At 33.0% G+C, this 19,540-nt stretch carries 15 protein-coding genes, 1 tRNA gene and 1 pseudogene; 10 read left to right on the plus strand and 7 right to left on the minus strand.

Annotation, left to right across the window (positions count from 1 at the left end):
- Window positions 1-39: 39 nt before the first annotated feature.
- Window positions 40-456: pseudogene (locus J8M14_RS08100) on the plus strand (endonuclease/exonuclease/phosphatase family protein); the annotation flags it as partial.
- 57 nt (window positions 457-513) lie between these two features.
- Here the strand turns inward: J8M14_RS08100 and J8M14_RS08105 are convergent.
- Both J8M14_RS08105 and J8M14_RS08110 read right to left on the minus strand, forming a co-directional pair.
- Window positions 514-792 (minus strand): hypothetical protein, encoded by a 279-nt coding sequence (locus tag J8M14_RS08105; RefSeq protein WP_211074090.1) that lies wholly within the window; start codon window positions 790-792, stop codon window positions 514-516.
- A 117-nt stretch (window positions 793-909) separates the two neighbouring features.
- Window positions 910-2,745 (minus strand): sodium:proton antiporter, encoded by a 1,836-nt coding sequence (locus J8M14_RS08110; protein WP_211074277.1) that lies wholly within the window; start codon window positions 2,743-2,745, stop codon window positions 910-912.
- Between the two features lie 189 nt (window positions 2,746-2,934).
- Here J8M14_RS08110 and J8M14_RS08115 point away from each other — a divergent pair, with 189 nt between their 5' ends.
- The 6 genes from J8M14_RS08115 to J8M14_RS08140 all read left to right on the plus strand — a co-directional run bounded on the left by J8M14_RS08115 (window position 2,935) and on the right by J8M14_RS08140 (window position 12,582).
- Window positions 2,935-3,795 (plus strand): MBL fold metallo-hydrolase, encoded by an 861-nt coding sequence (locus J8M14_RS08115; protein WP_211074091.1) that lies wholly within the window; start codon window positions 2,935-2,937, stop codon window positions 3,793-3,795.
- Between the two features lie 13 nt (window positions 3,796-3,808).
- Window positions 3,809-5,485: a S8 family serine peptidase gene (locus tag J8M14_RS08120; protein ID WP_211074092.1), complete on the plus strand. Its 1,677-nt coding sequence runs from the start codon at window positions 3,809-3,811 to the stop codon at window positions 5,483-5,485.
- Between the two features lie 11 nt (window positions 5,486-5,496).
- Window positions 5,497-7,326, plus strand: a complete 1,830-nt coding sequence (locus J8M14_RS08125) for a M1 family metallopeptidase (protein ID WP_211074093.1) — start codon at window positions 5,497-5,499, stop codon at window positions 7,324-7,326.
- Between the two features lie 359 nt (window positions 7,327-7,685).
- On the plus strand, window positions 7,686-10,433 hold the full coding sequence (locus J8M14_RS08130) for a T9SS type A sorting domain-containing protein (RefSeq protein WP_211074094.1): 2,748 nt from the start codon (window positions 7,686-7,688) through the stop codon (window positions 10,431-10,433).
- Window positions 10,434-10,538: 105 nt separating this feature from the next.
- Window positions 10,539-10,925: a ribonuclease P protein component gene (gene rnpA / locus J8M14_RS08135; protein WP_211074095.1), complete on the plus strand. Its 387-nt coding sequence runs from the start codon at window positions 10,539-10,541 to the stop codon at window positions 10,923-10,925.
- 34 nt (window positions 10,926-10,959) lie between these two features.
- The gene (locus J8M14_RS08140) at window positions 10,960-12,582 is read left to right on the plus strand and encodes a S41 family peptidase (protein ID WP_211074096.1); all 1,623 of its coding nucleotides are present in this window, start codon (window positions 10,960-10,962) and stop codon (window positions 12,580-12,582) included.
- A gap of 46 nt (window positions 12,583-12,628) precedes the next feature.
- On the opposite strand, the gene J8M14_RS08145 is transcribed toward J8M14_RS08140, so the two are convergent.
- The 4 genes from J8M14_RS08145 to J8M14_RS08160 form a co-directional block, all read right to left on the minus strand.
- Window positions 12,629-13,075 carry a GNAT family N-acetyltransferase gene (locus tag J8M14_RS08145; RefSeq protein WP_211074097.1) on the minus strand — a complete coding sequence of 149 codons (447 nt, stop codon included), beginning with the start codon at window positions 13,073-13,075 and terminating at the stop codon, window positions 12,629-12,631.
- 2 nt (window positions 13,076-13,077) lie between these two features.
- A complete protein-coding gene (locus J8M14_RS08150; protein WP_211074098.1) occupies window positions 13,078-13,995 on the minus strand; it encodes a cation diffusion facilitator family transporter in 918 nt (305 codons plus the stop codon).
- A 3-nt stretch (window positions 13,996-13,998) separates the two neighbouring features.
- Window positions 13,999-14,433 (minus strand): ribose 5-phosphate isomerase B, encoded by a 435-nt coding sequence (rpiB, locus tag J8M14_RS08155; RefSeq protein WP_211074099.1) that lies wholly within the window; start codon window positions 14,431-14,433, stop codon window positions 13,999-14,001.
- Window positions 14,434-15,001: 568 nt separating this feature from the next.
- A complete protein-coding gene (locus J8M14_RS08160; protein WP_211074100.1) occupies window positions 15,002-15,241 on the minus strand; it encodes a DUF2007 domain-containing protein in 240 nt (79 codons plus the stop codon).
- A gap of 474 nt (window positions 15,242-15,715) precedes the next feature.
- Between J8M14_RS08160 and rnr the strand changes: the two genes are divergently transcribed.
- The 3 genes from rnr to J8M14_RS08175 all read left to right on the plus strand — a co-directional run bounded on the left by rnr (window position 15,716) and on the right by J8M14_RS08175 (window position 19,392).
- Window positions 15,716-17,914 carry a ribonuclease R gene (gene rnr / locus J8M14_RS08165; RefSeq protein WP_211074101.1) on the plus strand — a complete coding sequence of 733 codons (2,199 nt, stop codon included), beginning with the start codon at window positions 15,716-15,718 and terminating at the stop codon, window positions 17,912-17,914.
- 61 nt (window positions 17,915-17,975) lie between these two features.
- Window positions 17,976-18,650 carry a head GIN domain-containing protein gene (locus tag J8M14_RS08170; protein WP_211074102.1) on the plus strand — a complete coding sequence of 225 codons (675 nt, stop codon included), beginning with the start codon at window positions 17,976-17,978 and terminating at the stop codon, window positions 18,648-18,650.
- Window positions 18,651-18,690: 40 nt separating this feature from the next.
- The gene (locus tag J8M14_RS08175) at window positions 18,691-19,392 is read left to right on the plus strand and encodes a LysE family transporter (protein ID WP_211074103.1); all 702 of its coding nucleotides are present in this window, start codon (window positions 18,691-18,693) and stop codon (window positions 19,390-19,392) included.
- A gap of 32 nt (window positions 19,393-19,424) precedes the next feature.
- Here J8M14_RS08175 and J8M14_RS08180 read toward each other — a convergent pair.
- Window positions 19,425-19,495 (minus strand) — tRNA-Cys (locus J8M14_RS08180).
- Window positions 19,496-19,540 lie beyond the last annotated feature (45 nt).

Below are 19,540 nucleotides of genomic sequence, written 5' to 3' on the forward strand. Positions count from 1 at the left end.
TAGGCAGTTTCTATTTACAATAACTAATCTTAACTCTAAATAGATTCGCTGTTTGCAATAAATCCTTACGCTAAAATCATTACCATGGGTGATCTTAATGATGATCCCGATAACTCTAGTGTTAAGAAAATACTAGCTGCCAAATCTAAAAGAGAAGCAGTAAAACTAAAAGGCTTATATAATCCAATGGCTAATATGGCTAAAAAAGGTATTGGGTCTCTGGCATATAGAGATAGTTGGAATCTTTTTGATCAAATTATTATCTCTAAAGCATTTTTGGACAAGGATTATTCTAGTTATAAATATTATAAATCCGGAGTGTATAACAAAAACTATTTATCTAATCCAAGAGGAAGATATAAGGGGTATCCTTATCGTAGTTTCGCTAATGGGGCGTATACAGGAGGATATAGTGATCACTTCCCGGTATATCTATATTTGATAAAGGAAAAGTAGTTGAAAACAAAAAAAGGTGCCTAAATAAGCACCTTTTCAAATAAATTATTAAGATAACTATACTTCTTGTGCAAACTCACATGCTCCAAGACCTGTTAATACAGCGTCAAAAGAATTATCTCCACAAGGATTAGCTTTATACTCTTCAATTGCCGTTTTCGCAGCATTACAAGTTTCAGCATTAGGTTCTGCATCATAAGCATTAATTGTTACTTGCACAGAAGCTTTTAATGCATCTCTAGCACTATCACAAGCTAAGTCCACAACATCATCTGCTCCACAAGACGTAAATCCAAGGGCTAAGGCACATACAGCCACATACATAAGTTTTTTCATAATTTTGGTTTTAAATTTGAAATTTGAGACCGTGAATATAGCTGATTTATGCCGTTTTAACAAAAATTAACGTTAAAATTGTGTTTTTTGACGGTAAAACTTGTGTTTTCGTCGATTTTATTCAATCACCTCAACATCTATTGGCTTTCCTATATATGCCAAATAACTATCTTCTTCTATTTCTTTAATAGTTTCACTATAAGATGAGATTATTTTTATGTGGTTGTATGGGTCTTTAATAAATAAAGGAATAATTTCTGTATCTTCTTTGGTGATTTTTATGATCGTTTCATAATGATCCTTATTCTCTATCTTTATTTCTAAAATCCCTGGATATTTTTCTGCAAGATCTATTAATCTATAATAATCATCTGTATGAGAAAACAGCCCTTCTACAGGGTTGTTGTCAGGATCATTCATTTCCTCAGAAGTAATTAGTCGATATGAACCATGCTCTCCGAATTGATTTCTAAATTTGTTAATAGCAAATTTATTGATATCGCTATTGCCGGTTAATGCCATCAAAAAACCTATATCACTTAATTCTATGTTGTTTTCTAGTTTGTCATTATAGATGTTTCCATCTATTGCCTCTAATCCTAAGCCTTTAGCTATTTTGATGTTTTCTCTATTACTATCTAAAAGCACAACGTGTCTGTTATTCTCTTTTAAATAAGAGGCAATCAGCCTTGATACTTTTGATGCGCCTATGATTAGAATGCCTTCTGACTTATTTAAAAAAACTCCCACCATCTTTGCAAATAGTCGTGCAGTAGTGGCATTAAGCAAAACAGTGCCCAATACTATCATAAATACTAAAGGGGTAATATATTCTGCACCAGGCTCTCCTTGTCTGGCAAGTTTTAACCCAAAAAGAGATGCAATACCAGCAGCTACAATCCCTCTTGGTCCTACCCAGCTGATAAACAATTTTTCATTGAACTTGAGTCCCGAATTTATAGAACTTAGGAAAACCCCTAATGGTCTTATAATGAAAACTACTGTAGCAAATAATGCCACCTCATTCCAATTAAACACCAACTCCAGATCCTCTATATTAATATTAGCTGCCAAAAGAATAAATAATATTGATATCAGTAATACACTGAGTGATTCTTTAAAATATAATAACTCTTCAATATTAGGTAGATTGATGTTTCCTAGTACCATCCCCATAATCACTACAGAAAGTAAACCAGATTCATGTGCAAAAATATCAGACAGTACGAATACCGCTAAAACTGCAGCTAGTGTAAATACGTTTAATAGATAATGAGGAATTACTTTTCTTTTTATAGCAAAAGCCAATGCATGGGCAAAAGTGAACCCGAAGGTAAACCCAAACAGCACCACCTTTCCAAACTCTAACAATGCGGTAAATGTAAAGGCCTTTCCTTCTCCTACGCTTATAAATTCAAAAACTAAAACCGCCACCAAGGCTCCAATAGGATCAATCAGAATACCTTCCCATTTTAATATCGCCGATACATCTTTTTTTAGAGGTATGTTTCTAAGAATAGGTGTAATCACCGTAGGCCCTGTAACAATTATCAAAGAAGAAAATAAAAAAGATATCGGCCAACTGAGTCCAAAAACAAAGTGCGCTGCAAATCCGGCTCCAAAAAAAGTAACCACTGCTCCTACAGTAATTAATTTTACAATTACCGGCCCTACATTTAGTATTTCGCTTCGTCTTAGAGTCAATCCACCTTCAAAAAGAATGATTCCTATTGCCAGAGAAACAAAATAAAACAGACTTTCGCCAGGAAATAAACCTTTACTACCATCCCATATGGGTTCAATAAGTTTTGTGCCATCTTCTGTAAACAACGTGGCAATTGGTCCTACCAATAGTCCTATCAGAATTAAAGGAAGAATAGCTGGTATTTTAAATTTCCAAGCGACCCACTGTGCTAAAATTCCCAAAATAACAATCCCTGCTAATTCTACCATATACGTTTGTTCTTTTCTTTGATTGCTAAAATATCGCACTTTTTTTGAAAACAACCTTTTTAAAAACACATTTTCGAATCAAAATCACAAAATCATATATAATATTCTCTATCTTGTTGTTAAAAAGTCTAAAAATTAAATCTCCGAACCCACCATTTTTTCTATTTTGCAAAAATTTATCACTAGACTATGCAATTATACCCCATAAAAGCGGGAAATTTTAAGTTAGACGGTGGTGCTATGTTTGGAGTAGTACCAAAAGTATTGTGGAACAAAACCAATCCTGCCGACGCTAACAATTTGATCGATATTGCAGCCAGATGTTTACTCATTGAAGACGGAGATCGATTGACCCTAATTGATTCTGGAATGGGAAACAAACAATCCGAAAAGTTTTTTGGCTACTACTCCCTTTGGGGAGATGATAGCTTGGATAAATCCTTAAAAAAAGCTGGATTTCATCCTGATGATATTACAGATGTTTTTATAACTCATCTTCATTTTGATCATTGTGGTGGTGTCGTTAAATGGAACAATGACAAAACCGGTTATGAATTGGCATTTAGGAATGCTAAGGTCTGGAGTAATGAAAACCACTGGAAATGGGCCGTAGAACCTAACGCTCGGGAAAAAGCTTCTTTTCTTAAGGAAAACATACTTCCGATTCAAGAAAGTGGACATCTTAACTATATCAAAAGATCAGGAGATGCATTTCAAAAAAACACAGAATTGGGATTTGGCGTACTCTTTGCAGATGGTCATACTGAAAAACAAATGATTCCGCATATTGATTACAAAGGAAAAACAATAGTCTTTATGGCAGACCTCTTGCCTACAGCTGGTCATATTCCTCTGCCTTATGTTATGGGGTATGATACAAGGCCGTTATTGACATTGCCTGAAAAAAAATTGTTCTTAGAGAATGCCGCGGATAATGAATGGTATTTATTTTTAGAACATGATGCACATAATGAAATTATTACCGTACAACATACTGAAAAAGGTGTGCGGCTAAAAGAAACCTTTACTTGTAAAGAAATATTTAATTAAAATAAAAAATAAAATGATTGCCTCTTTAAAGAAAACTTTTGTGGTAGCTTCATCAGTGATGATAGTAGGTTGTGGTGGAGCGCCGGTTATTGTTTCAACTCCTATTGAAAATATTGATACAATTCCTTTAAAAAACATAGATCTAACAGAGTCTCAATTAAAAGGTTGGAATTCTCTGGATTTAATCACCGACACAATACCCGGAATGAGTGTTGATAAAGCGTATAATGAAATTATCAAAACCCGAAAAGGTCAGACCGTAATCGTGGGTGTTATAGATAGCGGTGTAGATATCGAGCATGAGGACCTTGATGGCGTGCTTTGGATAAACACTAAAGAAATCAAAGGAAACGGAAAAGACGATGATGGAAACGGTTATGTTGATGACATTTATGGATGGAATTTTCTTGGTGACTCTGAAGATGAAAACCTAGAGTTTGTAAGAATAATTAAGAAATTAAAACAAAAATACACAGGTAAAAACTTAGCTTCTGTTTCAGAAAACGACAAAGAAGAATATCAAAAATATATTCAGGCTAAAGCCGAGTTCGAAGAAAAATACCAGGAAGCTATCGGAAACAAAACTCAGTATGAGCAGATTTTACAACAAATCAAAATTTCTCATAAAACGGTTTCCGAAGTTATAGGGAAAGAAGATTATTCTCAGCAAGAGCTGCTAAAAGCTAAGGCAGAAACTCAAGAAATGCAGCAACATGTGGCTTTTCTTTCTCAAATGTTTGGATTTATGGATGAAGGTGAAAAAATTCCTGATTTCATGAAAAATCTTAAAGAAGGGGTTGATCATTTTACTAATCAACTAAATTATAACCTCAACCCTGAGTTTGATGGAAGAACTGTTGTTGGAGATAACGTAGATGATATTAAGGACACCAATTATGGTAACAACAAAGTGATGGGGCCTGACCCTAAAAAAGAAGGTATCAAGCACGGAACTCATGTTGCTGGTATCATTGCTGCAGAAAGAAACAATGGAAAAGGAATGAATGGTGTTGCAAAGAATGTAAAAATTATGTCTATCCGAGCTGTTCCTGATGGTGATGAATATGATAAAGATATCGCCTTAGCGATTCGCTATGCAGTAGATAACGGAGCTAAAGTCATCAATACCAGTTTCGGAAAATATTATTCTACTCATCCAGAATGGGTTTGGGATGCAATTAAGTATGCGGCCAAAAAAGATGTCTTAATTGTTAATGCTGCTGGTAATGAAGGTACCAACTTAGATCAAAAACCTGTATACCCTAATGATCAAACAAATAATACCTCTGAAATAGCAAATAATTTTATTACTATTGGAGCTTTAAATTATTCATATGGTTCGGAGTTGATAGCAGATTTTTCTAATTATGGAAAAAGTAATGTAGATGCCTTTGCTCCAGGGGTTAAAATTTGGTCTACAACGCCTAACAACTCTTATGAATATCTTCAAGGAACCTCTATGGCTGCTCCTGCAGTTTCAGGCGTTGCTGCAATGATCCGTTCTTATTATCCTGGTTTAAAAGCCTCACAAGTAAAACAAATACTAATGGATAGTGGTTTAAGCACCAAAGCAACTGTAGTTATAGCAGGAAAACCTACCGATACCGGAAAGTTTTCTGAGCTATCCAAATCCGGTAAAATGGTTAACTTGTATAACGCACTTATCCTTGCGGATAAAATGTCTAAATAATAAAAATTCTTATGTCTAAAATCATTTCTTTAAGTTTCTTTTTTGCAGTTTTCAGCATAACTGCTCAAAACAACACTTCATATTGGCAGCAACACGTTGATTATACTATGAACATCGATATGAATGTGCAAAACTTCAAATACGAAGGAACACAAGAGCTTGTATATACCAATAACTCTCCAGATACTTTGAACCAAGTATTTTATCATTTATATTTCAATGCTTTTCAACCAGGGAGCGAGATGGATACCAGGTCACTTAATCTTCCTGACCCTGATGCTAGAGTAATGGATCGTATTAGCAAACTTACTCCGGACGAGATAGGGTATTTAAAAGTTTCTTCTTTAACTCAAAACGGTACACAATTAAAACATGAAACCGCTGGAACAGTGCTAGAGGTTCAGCTAGAAAAACCTATTCTTCCAGGAGAGAAGGCTACTTTCTCTATGAAATTTAATGGTCAAGTACCTAAGCAAATTCGTCGTTCTGGAAGAAATAATAGCGAAGGTGTAGCTTTATCAATGACTCAGTGGTATCCAAAAATGGCAGAATATGACTTTGAGGGTTGGCACGCACATCCATATATCGCTCGAGAGTTTCATGGGGTATGGGGAAATTATGATGTTACCATCAATATTGACAAAAATTATGTTTTAGGTGGTTCTGGATATTTACAGAACCCTCAAGAAATAGGGCACGGATATGAAGATGCTGGAACCAAAGTAAAAACTAAAGGCAAAAAACTTTCTTGGCACTTTAAAGCCCCTAATGTACATGACTTTACTTGGGCAGCTGATCCAGAATATATTCATGATATGGTTAAAATACCTGATGGACCAACGCTTCATTTTTTATATAAAGATAACGCTAAGATTAAAGAAAATTGGAAAAACCTTCAGCCTAAGTCTGTAGAGTTAATGAAGTATTTTAGCTCTAGAATTGGTAAATATCCATATGATCAATACTCTATTATACAAGGTGGTGATGGAGGAATGGAATATGCCATGTGTACATTGATTACTGGCGAAAGAAATTTTGGTAGTCTAGTAGGTGTAACAGCTCACGAAATGGCTCATGCTTGGTTTCAGCATATTTTAGCCACCAATGAGTCTAAACACGAATGGATGGATGAAGGGTTTACATCTTATATTTCTACATTAGCTATGAATGATGTAATGAAACAAGATAATCAGAACCCAATGGTAGGAATGTATCAAGGATACTTTCAGTTGGCAACTTCTGGTATAGAACAACCACAAACAACCCAGGCAGACCGTTATACTCATAATGCGGCTTACGGAGCTTCGGCGTATGCCAAAGGAGCTGTGTTTATGTCACAACTTGGGTATGTAATTGGAGATGAAAATTTGGCAAAAACAATCAAAAGGTATTATAATGACTGGAAATTTAAACATCCAACACCTAACGATTTTAAAAGAGTAGCTGAAAAAGTTTCAGGACTTCAATTAGATTGGTATTTAACAGATTGGACTCAAACTACAAATACTGTGGATTATGGTGTCAAAGATGTTGTAGAAAACGGCAAGAAAACCTCTGTTACTTTAGAAAGAATTGGACTAATGCCAATGCCTATTGATCTTTATGTAGAATATGCCGATGGTTCTAAAGAATTGTTCTATATCCCGATCAGAATTATGAGAGGTGAAAAACCACATTCTGACGCTTCTTTAAAAAGAAAAGTGCTTTCAGATTGGCCTTGGACAAATCCAACATATACTTTGGATATTCCTAAACCAAAAGCAGAAATAAAATCTATTAAGATTGATATCACTCAACAAATGGCTGATGTAAATGCTGAAAATAATTCTTATAATCAATAAAAGGTATTAAACCTCAGGGCAAGCCCTGAACCCGATAAAAGGAATCGACCCAAGGGTCGTGGTATTGAATCAAGATCCCGCTGAAAAAGCGGGATTAGCCTGCCTGCCATTCACAAGGTAGGCAGGTTCAACTTACAATTTTGAGCACTCTACCAGAGGCAGATTCTCAAAACCGAGTTTCACTAATAAAACAACCTGTAAAGAAGGTTTGAGTGAATAAATCTTTATGATTTTTAAAATAATTACAGAAAATTCATTTCTACCCTATAAAAATTGTGTTTTTTTAAAGTTTTATTAACAAGATCATAAATATTATTTATTTTTGTAAACAAAATTGTTATATCATTAAATATTTCTATATGAAAAAGGTAAAATTACTTATTTCCTTTTCTGTCATTCTATTGTTTTTGTTTTTTTCCGCTGCTTATTTTGTAGAAAAAGGAGACAATACTGTTCAGGCTAAAAAAGAGCTTATTCCTTTAAAAAAGAAAGGGAAAAAGAAGGAAAAGACGATGGAGCAACGTCGCAGATTTGCAGAAGAGCGAATCAAACATGAAGAAAAATTTCAGATCAATTCTAAAACAGGAAAAATTCCTTTAGATCAGAAAATACTGGAAATAGGTGTTTCTAAAAATATAATGCAGAAAACTATTACTTCAAAAAACTTAGGTAAATTCTCTACTGCAAATTACATTTCCAGGGGGCCTTCTAATTTAGGAGGTAGAACAAGATCCTTAGTTATTGATCGATCTGATGCTTCAAGTAATACTATCATAGCTGGTGGTGTAAGTAGTGGTGTTTTTAGAACCACTAATGGTGGTACAAGTTGGACTAAAGTATCTCCTAATAACCAAATTCATAATGCTACTACAATAGTTCAGGATCCAAGGTCTGGGTCTGAGAATGTTTGGTATTATGGAACTGGAGAGTTCGCTGGAAATAGTGCAAGTGGTATCAATGGTGGCGGAGCTTCTATATTCCTGGGACAAGGTATTTGGCAATCCACAGATGGAGGTCAAAACTGGGCTCAAATCCCTTCAACATCTTCAGCTCAGGAAGCTGATGACTCTCCTTTTGATATCATCCATAAAATAGTAGTTCATCCACTTACTGGTGATTTATATGCAGCAACTCGTGGTGCAATTCGTAAATTTGATGGTGCTGCATGGACTGTAGAATTAAATGCTAATGGAAATTTTTTTACAGATGTTGTCGTCACTTCTACGGGTACCGTTTATGCTAGTATTGCAGGTAATAGTGGTGGTGCAAATGAAGGAGTTTGGCAATTACCGAATGGTGGAAATTGGTCAAGAATTGCGGGCAATGGAACACCTTCTGGATGGGCTTCCTCTGGAAGAGTTGTTTTAGGGATTGCCCCTTCTAATGAAAACATTGTATATGCTCTTTATCTTTCTGCTAGCACAATTCCTGCCGGTTTATTTCAGTTTAATGACAGTTCTAATGTTTGGACCAACTACACTTCTAAAATGCCGGATGAACCTGGAGGAGATAGTCCAGGAAATGATCCTATTTCATTACAAGGTGGTTATGATGCTGTAGTAAGTGTAAAACCAGATAATGAAAATTTTGTGATAATCGGAGGAACTAATGCTTATAAAATTGCTAATATTACTACGGATCCTACATTTACCAGAATTGGAGGGTACAGAGATAATACTGGTTACTCTTTGTATAACTTAGGTGGAGGTGACACACACCATCCCGATATCCACGCTCTTGTTTTTGATCCTAATAATGCCAATATTTTATTTTCCGGTACTGATGGTGGAATACATAGGTCTGACAATATAACCGCAACCACAGTAGCATGGAATAATTTAAACAATAACTACCAAACATATCAATATTACCACGTTGCTACAGATCCTAACGCAAGTTCTAATATTGTTATTGGTGGAGCACAAGATAATGGAACCACAGCGGGTGGGTTTAATAGTAGCCCCAATCTGACAACTATGTCTTCTGTGGCAGGTGGAGATGGTGTTGCCGTGGCGGTTTCCAGAGATAATGATTGTGTTCCTTTCTTTTTAGGCTTTCAAAATGGTGACATTTTTAGAGATTGTCCTGTTGAATTTACAGATATAACGCCTACAGGATCTAATAGTCAATTTGTTACTTATTTTTATTTAGATCCTAGCAATAATAATGCATTGTATTATGCGGGTAGAACAAACATGTACAGAAATACACAATCTAGTGCTGCCACTACGGATAATTGGACTGATATGGGATCAATCGAAACTGCTTCATCTAGTGGTACTACTAATGAATGGATATCACAATATGCTGCGAACTGGGGAACATATAATGCAGCTTCCAGTTACCTAATGATTGGTGGAGATTCTGGTAGTTTATTAAGGCTAGATAATCCTCAAAATGCTGCAAACATAGCTGCTGCTGTTGACATCACCCCTCCGGGTGTAGGTAGAAATTATCCTAATGTAGTAAGTGGTATTGCTATTCATCCTTCGAATCCTGATATTGCTTTGGTTACTTATTCTAACTATAGTATTGTTAATATATTTTTAACCACCAACGCTACTGCTGCTAATCCTACATGGACAATTGTAGAAAGAAATCTAGCTCCTTTCTCTATTCGATCAGCAGCTATTACTGAAATAGATAATCAAGCTACTTATTTTGTGGGTACAGCAAGAGGGTTGTATTCTAGTACTGACCCCACTACTTCAGACTGGGTGATTGAATCTCCTGATCAAATTGGTTTTGCCTTGGTAAGCTCATTAGCATATAAACCCTCTGCCGATAAGCTTTTAATAGGTACACACGGAAATGGAATGTTTGAAGCACAAATTACACCACTTTCTGTAGAAGAGTTTGAAACTAATGATACTCCATTTGTTGCATACCCTATTCCTGCTAACGATGTAATCAACATTGATATAGAAGATACATTTGTACCTGGAGACCTTGATTATTCTATTATAGATATTAGCGGTAAAATCATTAAAAGTGGTGAACTAAACTCTGAAAAACAAATTGGAGTTCAGGAATTAACCAATGGTATTTATGTACTACAATTAAACTCTAGTAATAAATCTAAAGCTATTACTTTCGTTAAAAAGTAATATATTTTAAATATATTTTGAAATTCCAGGTTTGAAGCTTTCAGGCCTGGAATTTTTGTTTTGAAAAAGTAATCTCATTTAAATCTTATCCTTACTTTTAGCCCAATGATCAAAGAAACTTTAGGTAAAAAAGAAAGACTTAAAAGTAAAAAGGAAATAGAGTTATTATTCTCTGAAGGGAAATCTATTGCTCAATTTCCAATACGTTTAATTTACAGAAAGGCTGAATTAGATGACGATGTTAGCGTCAAGACCGCGGTATCGGTTAGTAAACGTAATTTTAAAAAAGCAGTAGATCGTAACCGTATAAAACGTTTATTGCGCGAAGGTTATAGAAAAAATAAGTATATTGTAACCAGTAACACTACTCATCAGTTCACTTTTATGTTTTTGTACACAGGAAAAAAGCTTCCTGAGTATGATTTGATAGCGTCTAAAATAAAAGGAATATTACAAAAGTTTAAAAAACTTGAACTTAATTCAGATCAATAACTGAGTGAATGTTTTATTTAAAAAATACAATCTAATGAAAAAGAGAATCCTCTACCCTGTTATTGCTGTTGTGATATTGTTGTCAACAGTGAGTTTTAAATCAGATTTTTTTGAAATTGCTAAGCAGATTGAGATTTTTACTACAATGTTCAAGGAACTGAACATGAATTATGTAGATGAGACCAATCCCGCAGAACTTATGGATACGGCTATCAAAGCAATGCTTGATGATCTGGATCCATATACCAAATATTGGAATGAACAAGATGTCGAAGCCTCAAAAATTCGTAATTCTGGAGAATATACCGGTATTGGTGCATCAGTAAAGACAATAAAAGATAAAATCATCATCGTAGAACCTTATAAAGATTATCCGGCCGATAAAGCCGGTCTTAAGGCCGGAGACGAGATTATTCAGATAGGAGACGTTAAGGTGGCTGATTTCGAAGAAGACGCAGGAGAGCTTCTTAAAGGAGCAAGTGATACCAAAGTAAATATCACCTATAAAAGACAAGGAGAAACCAAAACGACAGTACTTACTCGTAAGGAGATTGAAGTAAAAGCTGTGCCGTTTTATACTTTGCTAGACGATAATAGTGGATATATTGTACTCTCAAAGTTTAACAACAAAGCTTCTTCTGAAACTATAGAGGCTCTAGAAGATCTTAAGGCTAAAGGTGCTGACAAGGTTATTCTTGATTTAAGAAGTAACCCCGGAGGTTTATTAAGTGAAGCAATCAATGTTACCAATATTTTTGTTCCTAAAGGAGAGTTGATCACAACTACTAAGTCTATTGTTAAAAAATATAATAAAGAGTATCGTACAAAAAAATCCCCTGTCGATACAGAAATTCCATTAGTTGTTTTAGTAAACGGAAGAAGTGCTTCTGCTAGTGAAATTGTAGCGGGAAGCATTCAGGATTTAGATCGTGGTGTGGTGATAGGTGCCAGAAGCTTTGGGAAAGGATTAGTACAAAGACCTAAAAAACTTACTTATGGTACTCAGCTAAAAATCACAATCTCCAGATATTATACTCCAAGCGGAAGATGTATCCAGGCTTTAGATTACTGGAACCGTGACAAAAACAATAATGCAGTACGAATCAATGAGGAAGATTTTAAGGCTTTTAAAACTAAAAATGGGCGTACTGTATATGATGGTGGAGGAATTCAACCAGATATTGAGCTAGAGACCTCTAAGTACAGTAAAATTACCACTGCTTTATTAAGATCTGATGCTATATTTAATTATGGAACTAAATATTATTATTCTCATCAATTAAAGGACCCTAAGGATTTTAAATTTACTGATAGTGACTATGTAGATTTCAAAAAATTTATAAAACAGACAGGTTTTAATTTTGAGACAGAAACTGAAAAAGCTTTAGAAAAAGCAATTGAAACTGCTAGTAAAGAAAATCTTGATCAAGATATAGCCAATAATTATAATGCGTTATTGGCGACTATAAAAACATCTAAAGAAAAGGCTCTTGATGCTCATAAAGCAGAAATCGTAACATTACTTACTGATGAAATCATAAAGCGTTATTTCTATAGAGAAGGTTTATACAATTACTATGTGGAACATAATCCTGAAGTTGCTAAAAGCAAGGAAATTTTAGGAGCTAAAAACAAGTATGAAAAGATTTTGAAGTAATAAACAAAGTTGTTCTATATTAAAACCTGCTATATAGCAGGTTTTTTTATTTTCTAATCATTGCGATATGAGGAATTCCATCCTCCAGATACTCCTCTCCTACTTGAGTAAAACCATGTTTTTCATAGAATTTCTTTAGGTAGGTTTGTGCAGAAATTTTGATTTTAACTGTATTGAAGTGTTTTTGAATAGCGTCTATACTTTCCTTAATTAATACATGACCATAACCATACTTGCGTTCACTTTCTGATACAACTACTCGTCCAATGCTTGCGTTTTCAAAATAATCACCAGCTTTAAAAATTCGTGTATAAGCGATAACCTCATTATTTTTTGTGCCAATCACATGTAAGGCATTTTGGTCTTTATTATCAACATCTTGATATACACAGTCTTGTTCCACTACAAACACTTCTGCGCGTAAGCGCAAAATTTTATAGAGCTCTATAGTATCTATTTCGCTAAAGCGTTTTACTTTAAATTGCAATGCCATATTTAATCTTGCACTATAATATTTTTATTTCCTTCTCTTCCAAATTCCGGCTGCAGTGTAATATGATTAATTCCGAATTTTTCATTCAACATATCTTCTATCTTATGCAGGGTTTCTCCAAATTCAGAGACACTAATATTATCACTAAAATCGATGTGAGCTTCTAAATGTGTTTCTTCCTCGTTTAATTGCCAAACGTGAATATGGTGTATATTTTTTACTTCGGCTAAACTATTCACCGTTCTCACAATTTCTTTTATAGCTATATTATCTGGTGTAAATAACATCAATATTTTAAAAGATGATTTTAATAAATCATAACCTACCACAATAAGATATATAGCAATTGCAAAAGTAAGCACACTATCCACCCAGAAAATCTGATAAAATTTCATTAATAGTCCGCCAATTAAAACTGCCACAGAAGCCATCATATCTGTAATAAGATGTAAATATGCTGAACGCATATTCATATTTACCTTACTGTCTTTTTTTAATAATAAAACACTGAATCCATTACCAAGAATAGCTATTGATGAAAGAATAATAACAATATTACTTTCTATTTCTTGTGGATTTAGAAAACGCTCCACAGCTTCTATAATTAGAAGAATTGCAACTATAATTAGTGTAGCAGCATTAACAAAAGCTGCCATAATTTCTGCTCTTTTAAAACCAAAAGTTCTTTTTATAGACGCTTTTCTTTTTGCTAATCTATTAGCAAAATAACTTACAACCAGGGAAAGTACATCACTAAAATTATGCAAAGCATCAGAAAGCAAAGAAAGACTACCCGATATTAGCCCTCCAATAACCTGAGATGCTGTAATTAAGATGTTCAGTAATATGGAAAATAATAAATTACGCCCAGTGAGTTTCTTATGAGAATGACTGTGATTATGAGCGTGATTTTCTACCATATATTACACACACATTGGTATTTTATTAACTCTATTTAAATGTCTTCCTCCTTCGAATTCTGTTGCTAAAAATGTTTTTACCATATCAATAGCTTGATGAAGAGATGTAAATCTTGCAGGAATACAAATAATATTAGCATTATTATGCTGTCTTGTTAATTCAGTAATTTCTTTGGTCCAACATAATCCAGCACGTACATTTTTATATTTATTAGCAGTCATTGCTACTCCATTTCCACTTCCACATATTAATATACCAAAATCTACCTTTTCTTTATCAACATCATTTGCTACAGGATGTACAAAATCAGGGTAATCCACACTATTATTTTCGTTTGTTCCGTAATTAGTAACTTCTATTCCTTCTGATTCTAAATATGATACAGTTGCGAACTTATATTCAGTTCCTGCATGGTCGTTTCCAATAGCTATTTTCATTATATATATGATGTTTTTGTTGTACAAGCAAAGATACTTTAATCCAAAAAAAGTAAACCTCAAAAAATCAATAATTTAACCTGTTGTCACCTCAATGTTAATAACTCCTTACCGTGTGTTAACATACATTGTGAATAATTAGTTCTTAAAATTCAGCAAGTTTATTTTGTATTATCAAATTTTATTAGAATACATGGCTTACTGTTACAAATCAAAATTTATAAGTCGTTTTTTTTGGATGAGTTTTCAAACATTAAATTAATGTTATGAACTATGGTTTTCCCGTAAAAATATTAAAACTTTAATGTGTTTATTAGCTATTAACAACTGTTAATTAAATTTCATTTTTAATACATTTTCAATCATTTACGATATTAATATCCTGTTTATATGTTTCTGAAAATTTGATTTAAGTAAAAAAACAAATAAAATTCAAAAAAGATATACCGCTATCCACACTACATTATAATCATCATTATTTATTTTAAAATTTAGAAAAAGAAAAAAGATATATATTATATATGTTGAAAACTGTTTTTAAATTATAGAAAGGATAAAGAATATTATTTTAGACTATTCTTAAGTGTGAATTAGTGTTTAGATTATTTATAATTTGCTGAACTCTTTCTTTGTCCTTTTTGTGAACCTTGAGGTTAATACCTCCTAAAGCGTTGGAGTAAAAAGGGAAGACTCCAATCATAGTTTCATTTTCGAAGAAATATGAAATATTCTCCTGTTCTAAAAGAAGTTTTAGAATAGTATACTCGTGTGGATACGTATATGTAGCTACAGTAATAAAGTTCTTCATATGTGATAATTCCCTAACTTGTAGTTTACTTAAATATACAAATTATAAAAATAAGAATTAATCAAATTCTGTAACTTGTCTTTCTAGAGTTGTTGAACCTTTAATTTCTAGTTGTTCTTTAGCTTCTTTTTTCTGATCAATTGTATTATTTATATAAAGCGTAAAAGAGTATACACCAAATAAAAATATTAGTATAAAGAGAAGAATTATCTTATGTATCTTTTTAATCTTTATCATATCAATGCACTAGCTAACGAATAAAAACTATATGTAGTGTATTAAAATTAAGTAAATTTTAAGATAAATAACTTAATTTGTTTATTTTTTTGAAATGTAATATACTGATTTACAGATACTGTAATTTTTTGATATTAAACATGAATAATTAATAATCAATATTAAAAGTTTAAACCTAAAGTTATATATGTTAAAAGATAAACTGTACTTTTATCACATATTATATAAATGACATTAATGAAAAGAAAGAGTAGAAGAAGAAAGAAGTCTCCTAAAATAGAAAATATTACCCAGGGAATACTCAAAATACTTAAAGAAGAACCTAATAAAACTTTCAATTATAAACAGATAGCTTCTAAGTTTGGAGTGGATGATCCAAGCAGTCGTAATCAAATTGTTAAAAAACTATCACAGCTTGCTGCAAAAAAACAAATTGAGCAAGTAGAAAGGGGAAAATTCAAAATCATATTAAGCAGCCATACTTATACTGGTGTTTTAGAAATTACTTCTAAAGGTACCGGCTATGTAATTGTAGAAGATTTAGACGACGATATTTTTATACCAAATAACAATTTGAATAAAGCATTACACGGAGATGAAGTAGAGGTTTATGTGTATCGCAGAAAACGAAGAGGAAAAAGTGAAGGAGAAATCTCCAGGATTATTACACGTAAACGAAATGAATATGTAGGAGTTATTGAAATTCAGAAGAATTATGCTTTTGTAAGTATATCTGATATCAAGATGTATACTGATATTTTTATTCCAAAGAATAAAATAAAAGATGCAGAGGATGGTGATAAGGTTTTAGTAAAACTAGAAGATTGGCCTGAGAAAGCAGATTCTCCTTTTGGTAAAGTTGTTAAAGTTCTTGGTAAACCCGGAGAACATAATACCGAAATTCACGCAATTCTTGCACAGTATGGGTTACCTTATGAATTTCCTACCGAAGTAGAAGAGTATGCAAATCAATTAGATACTAGTATACATGAATCAGAGATCAAAAATCGTAGAGATATGAGAAATATCTTAACATTTACAATTGATCCAAAAGATGCTAAAGATTTTGATGATGCATTATCATTTCAGGTATTAGAAAATGGCAATTATGAAGTAGGAATTCATATTGCAGATGTATCGCATTATGTAAAACCCGGAACCATTTTAGATGATGAAGCCTATGAACGGGCAACATCCGTGTATTTGGTAGATAGAGTGGTACCGATGCTTCCAGAAGTATTATCTAATAATGCATGTTCATTAAGACCTAACGAAGAAAAGTATACATTTTCTGCAGTTTTTGAACTCAATAATAAAGCTGAAATAAAGAATCAGTGGTTTGGTAGAACAGTCACATATTCTGATGCTCGTTTTGCATATGAAGAAGCACAACATATTATTGAAACAGGTGAAAATGATATTCCTAAAGAGATCTCCCTTACCGGAAAAAGTTATAAAGCAGATCAAAAAATTGCAGAAGCCACTCTTAAGCTAGACGAGTTAGCAAAGATCATGCGAAGGAAAAGAATGGGAGAGGGTGCTATTTCTTTTGATAAAGTAGAAGTAAAATTTTCTTTAGATCAAGATAGTAATCCGACAGGAGTGTTTTTTAAGACTTCTAAAGACGCTAATAAACTTATTGAAGAGTTTATGCTGTTAGCTAATAAAAAGGTCGCAGAATTCATCGGAAAGCAAAATCCAAAGAAAACATTTGTATATCGTGTACACGATGAACCTAATGATGAAAAATTAGCAGCTTTACAGAATATTATTGGTCGATTTGGATATAAATTGGATCTAAGAGATCGTAAAACAACTACCCAATCACTTAATGGATTACTAAAAGATGTTCAGGGTAGAAAAGAACAAAATTTAGTAGATACGTTAGCGATACGTAGTATGAGTAAAGCAGAATATACTACCCATAATATTGGACATTATGGATTAGCTTTTGATTATTACTCACATTTTACTTCTCCAATCAGAAGATATCCAGATGTTATGGCACATCGTTTGCTACAACATTATTTAGATAAAGGAAAATCTGTTGCAGAAGAAGAATTTGAAGAAAAATGTAACCATAGTAGCAGTATGGAGAATCTAGCTGCAAGTGCAGAAAGAGATTCGATTAAATATATGCAGATTAAATTCATGAAAGACCATGAAGAAGAACAATTTCTTGGTGTAATTTCAGGGGTAACAGAATGGGGAGTTTATGTTGAAATCATAAGTAATAAGTGTGAAGGAATGATACGCTTAAAAGATATGAGTGATGATCATTATGTTTTTGATCAGGATGAATATGCAGTAATTGGCCAAAATTCTAAGAAAACATACCAATTAGGAGACGAAGTCTATGTAAAAGTAAAGAACGCAGATTTAGTAAAAAGACATCTGGATTTTACATTAATAGGGAGTAGAGAAGAAGTAGAATAATTCTAGTAACACAACGTTAATTTTACATACAAATCATAATTAATATTTAAATTTTTAGGGAATGAAAAAAGTAGTATTTCTTTCGTTTTTATTTGTTGTATCTATGCTGAAAGCACAAGATGTTATAACAAAAAATGTTGGGGATTTTGATGAACTTAAAGTCTTTGATAAAATAGAAGTGAAACTTCTTAAAGGATCAGAAAATAAAGTAGAAATTTCTGGTATTAGTAGAAAAGAAGTAGATGTAGTTCTTAAAGATAATGTGTTAAAAATTAAAATGTCTTTGAGTAATACCTGGGATGATAACGATACTAATGTAACGGTATATTATACAAATGTTTCAAAATTAGACGTGAATGAAGGAGCTAAAATTAATGTAAAAGGTATAATAACAGCTACCGAATTAGATTTACGAGCACAAGAAGGAGGTGATATATATGCAGAAGTTAAAACCGATAAATTACTTGCAAGAGCGGTTAGTGGTGGAGGATTATATCTAGAAGGAATTGCAAAGGAACAAGAAGTTACCGTTAAAGCTGGAGGACAATATATTTCAGAAGATTTAAAAACCAAAAACACTAAGGTAAAAATAAGTGCAGGAGGTAAAGCAAATGTATATGCTAGTGACTACGTAAAAGCGAACACTGCAGCTGGTGGAACGATAAGGATATATGGTAATCCAAAAGAAGTGGACGGAAAAAAGGTTTTTGGTGGCAAGATTATAGAGGTAAACTAAGTTCTATTTTCTAACTTTGTAAGAAACCGTAATCATAAACATGTTAGATGATATTTTAGCGGCTATCCCATTTGGTATTATCCTGGCATTTACCATTGGACCAGTTTTTTTTGTACTACTAGAAACGAGTGCAACAAAAGGTTTTCGTAGTGCTTTAATATTTGATATTGGTGTTATTTTAGCTGATGTTGTTTTTATACTTCTTGCTTATTATAGTACTAACAACTTGTTAGAAAAAGTAAAGGATGACCCAAATTTTCTCATTTTTGGTGGCGTGCTTTTAGTGGTTTATGGTATAATTTCTTTTATAAAAACTTCAAACTCCTTTCGTTTAATTGTAAGAGAATATCAAAAAGTAGAAATACAAAAAAACTATTGGAGACTATTTGTAAAAGGCTTTTTACTTAACTTTATAAACATTGGTGTTTTAATAGGATGGTTAGGTTTTATTGTTATTGGTAATTCAATAACAACCTCAAAAAATGGTGTTATTATTTTTATTTCTACGATGCTAGTTAGTTATTTTATTACAGATGTTTTTAAAATACTAGCAGCTAAACGTTTACGAAACAAACTTACACCAAAACGTATTTTTAAAACCAAAAAGATAGTAGCGCTTATTATTTTAGGTTTTGGTATTCTACTCTTAGCTCAAGGTTTGTTTCCAGAAACTTATGAAAAGAATAAAGAAAAACTGGAAAAGATAAATCCAATCAACAATAAAAGACAAGCTTTAAAATAAAAAAGAGACACTTTTCAGTATCTCTTTTCTTGAGGTGTCGAGCGGATTCGAACCGCTGTAGATGGTGTTGCAGACCACTGCCTAGCCACTCGGCCACGACACCCAATTTTTGGTTGGTTGGCAAATGTAAAAAATTTTTTATAAAACC

It is taken from the genome of Aquimarina sp. MMG016, assembly GCF_018100805.1.
In the GTDB taxonomy this organism is placed as follows: domain Bacteria; phylum Bacteroidota; class Bacteroidia; order Flavobacteriales; family Flavobacteriaceae; genus Aquimarina.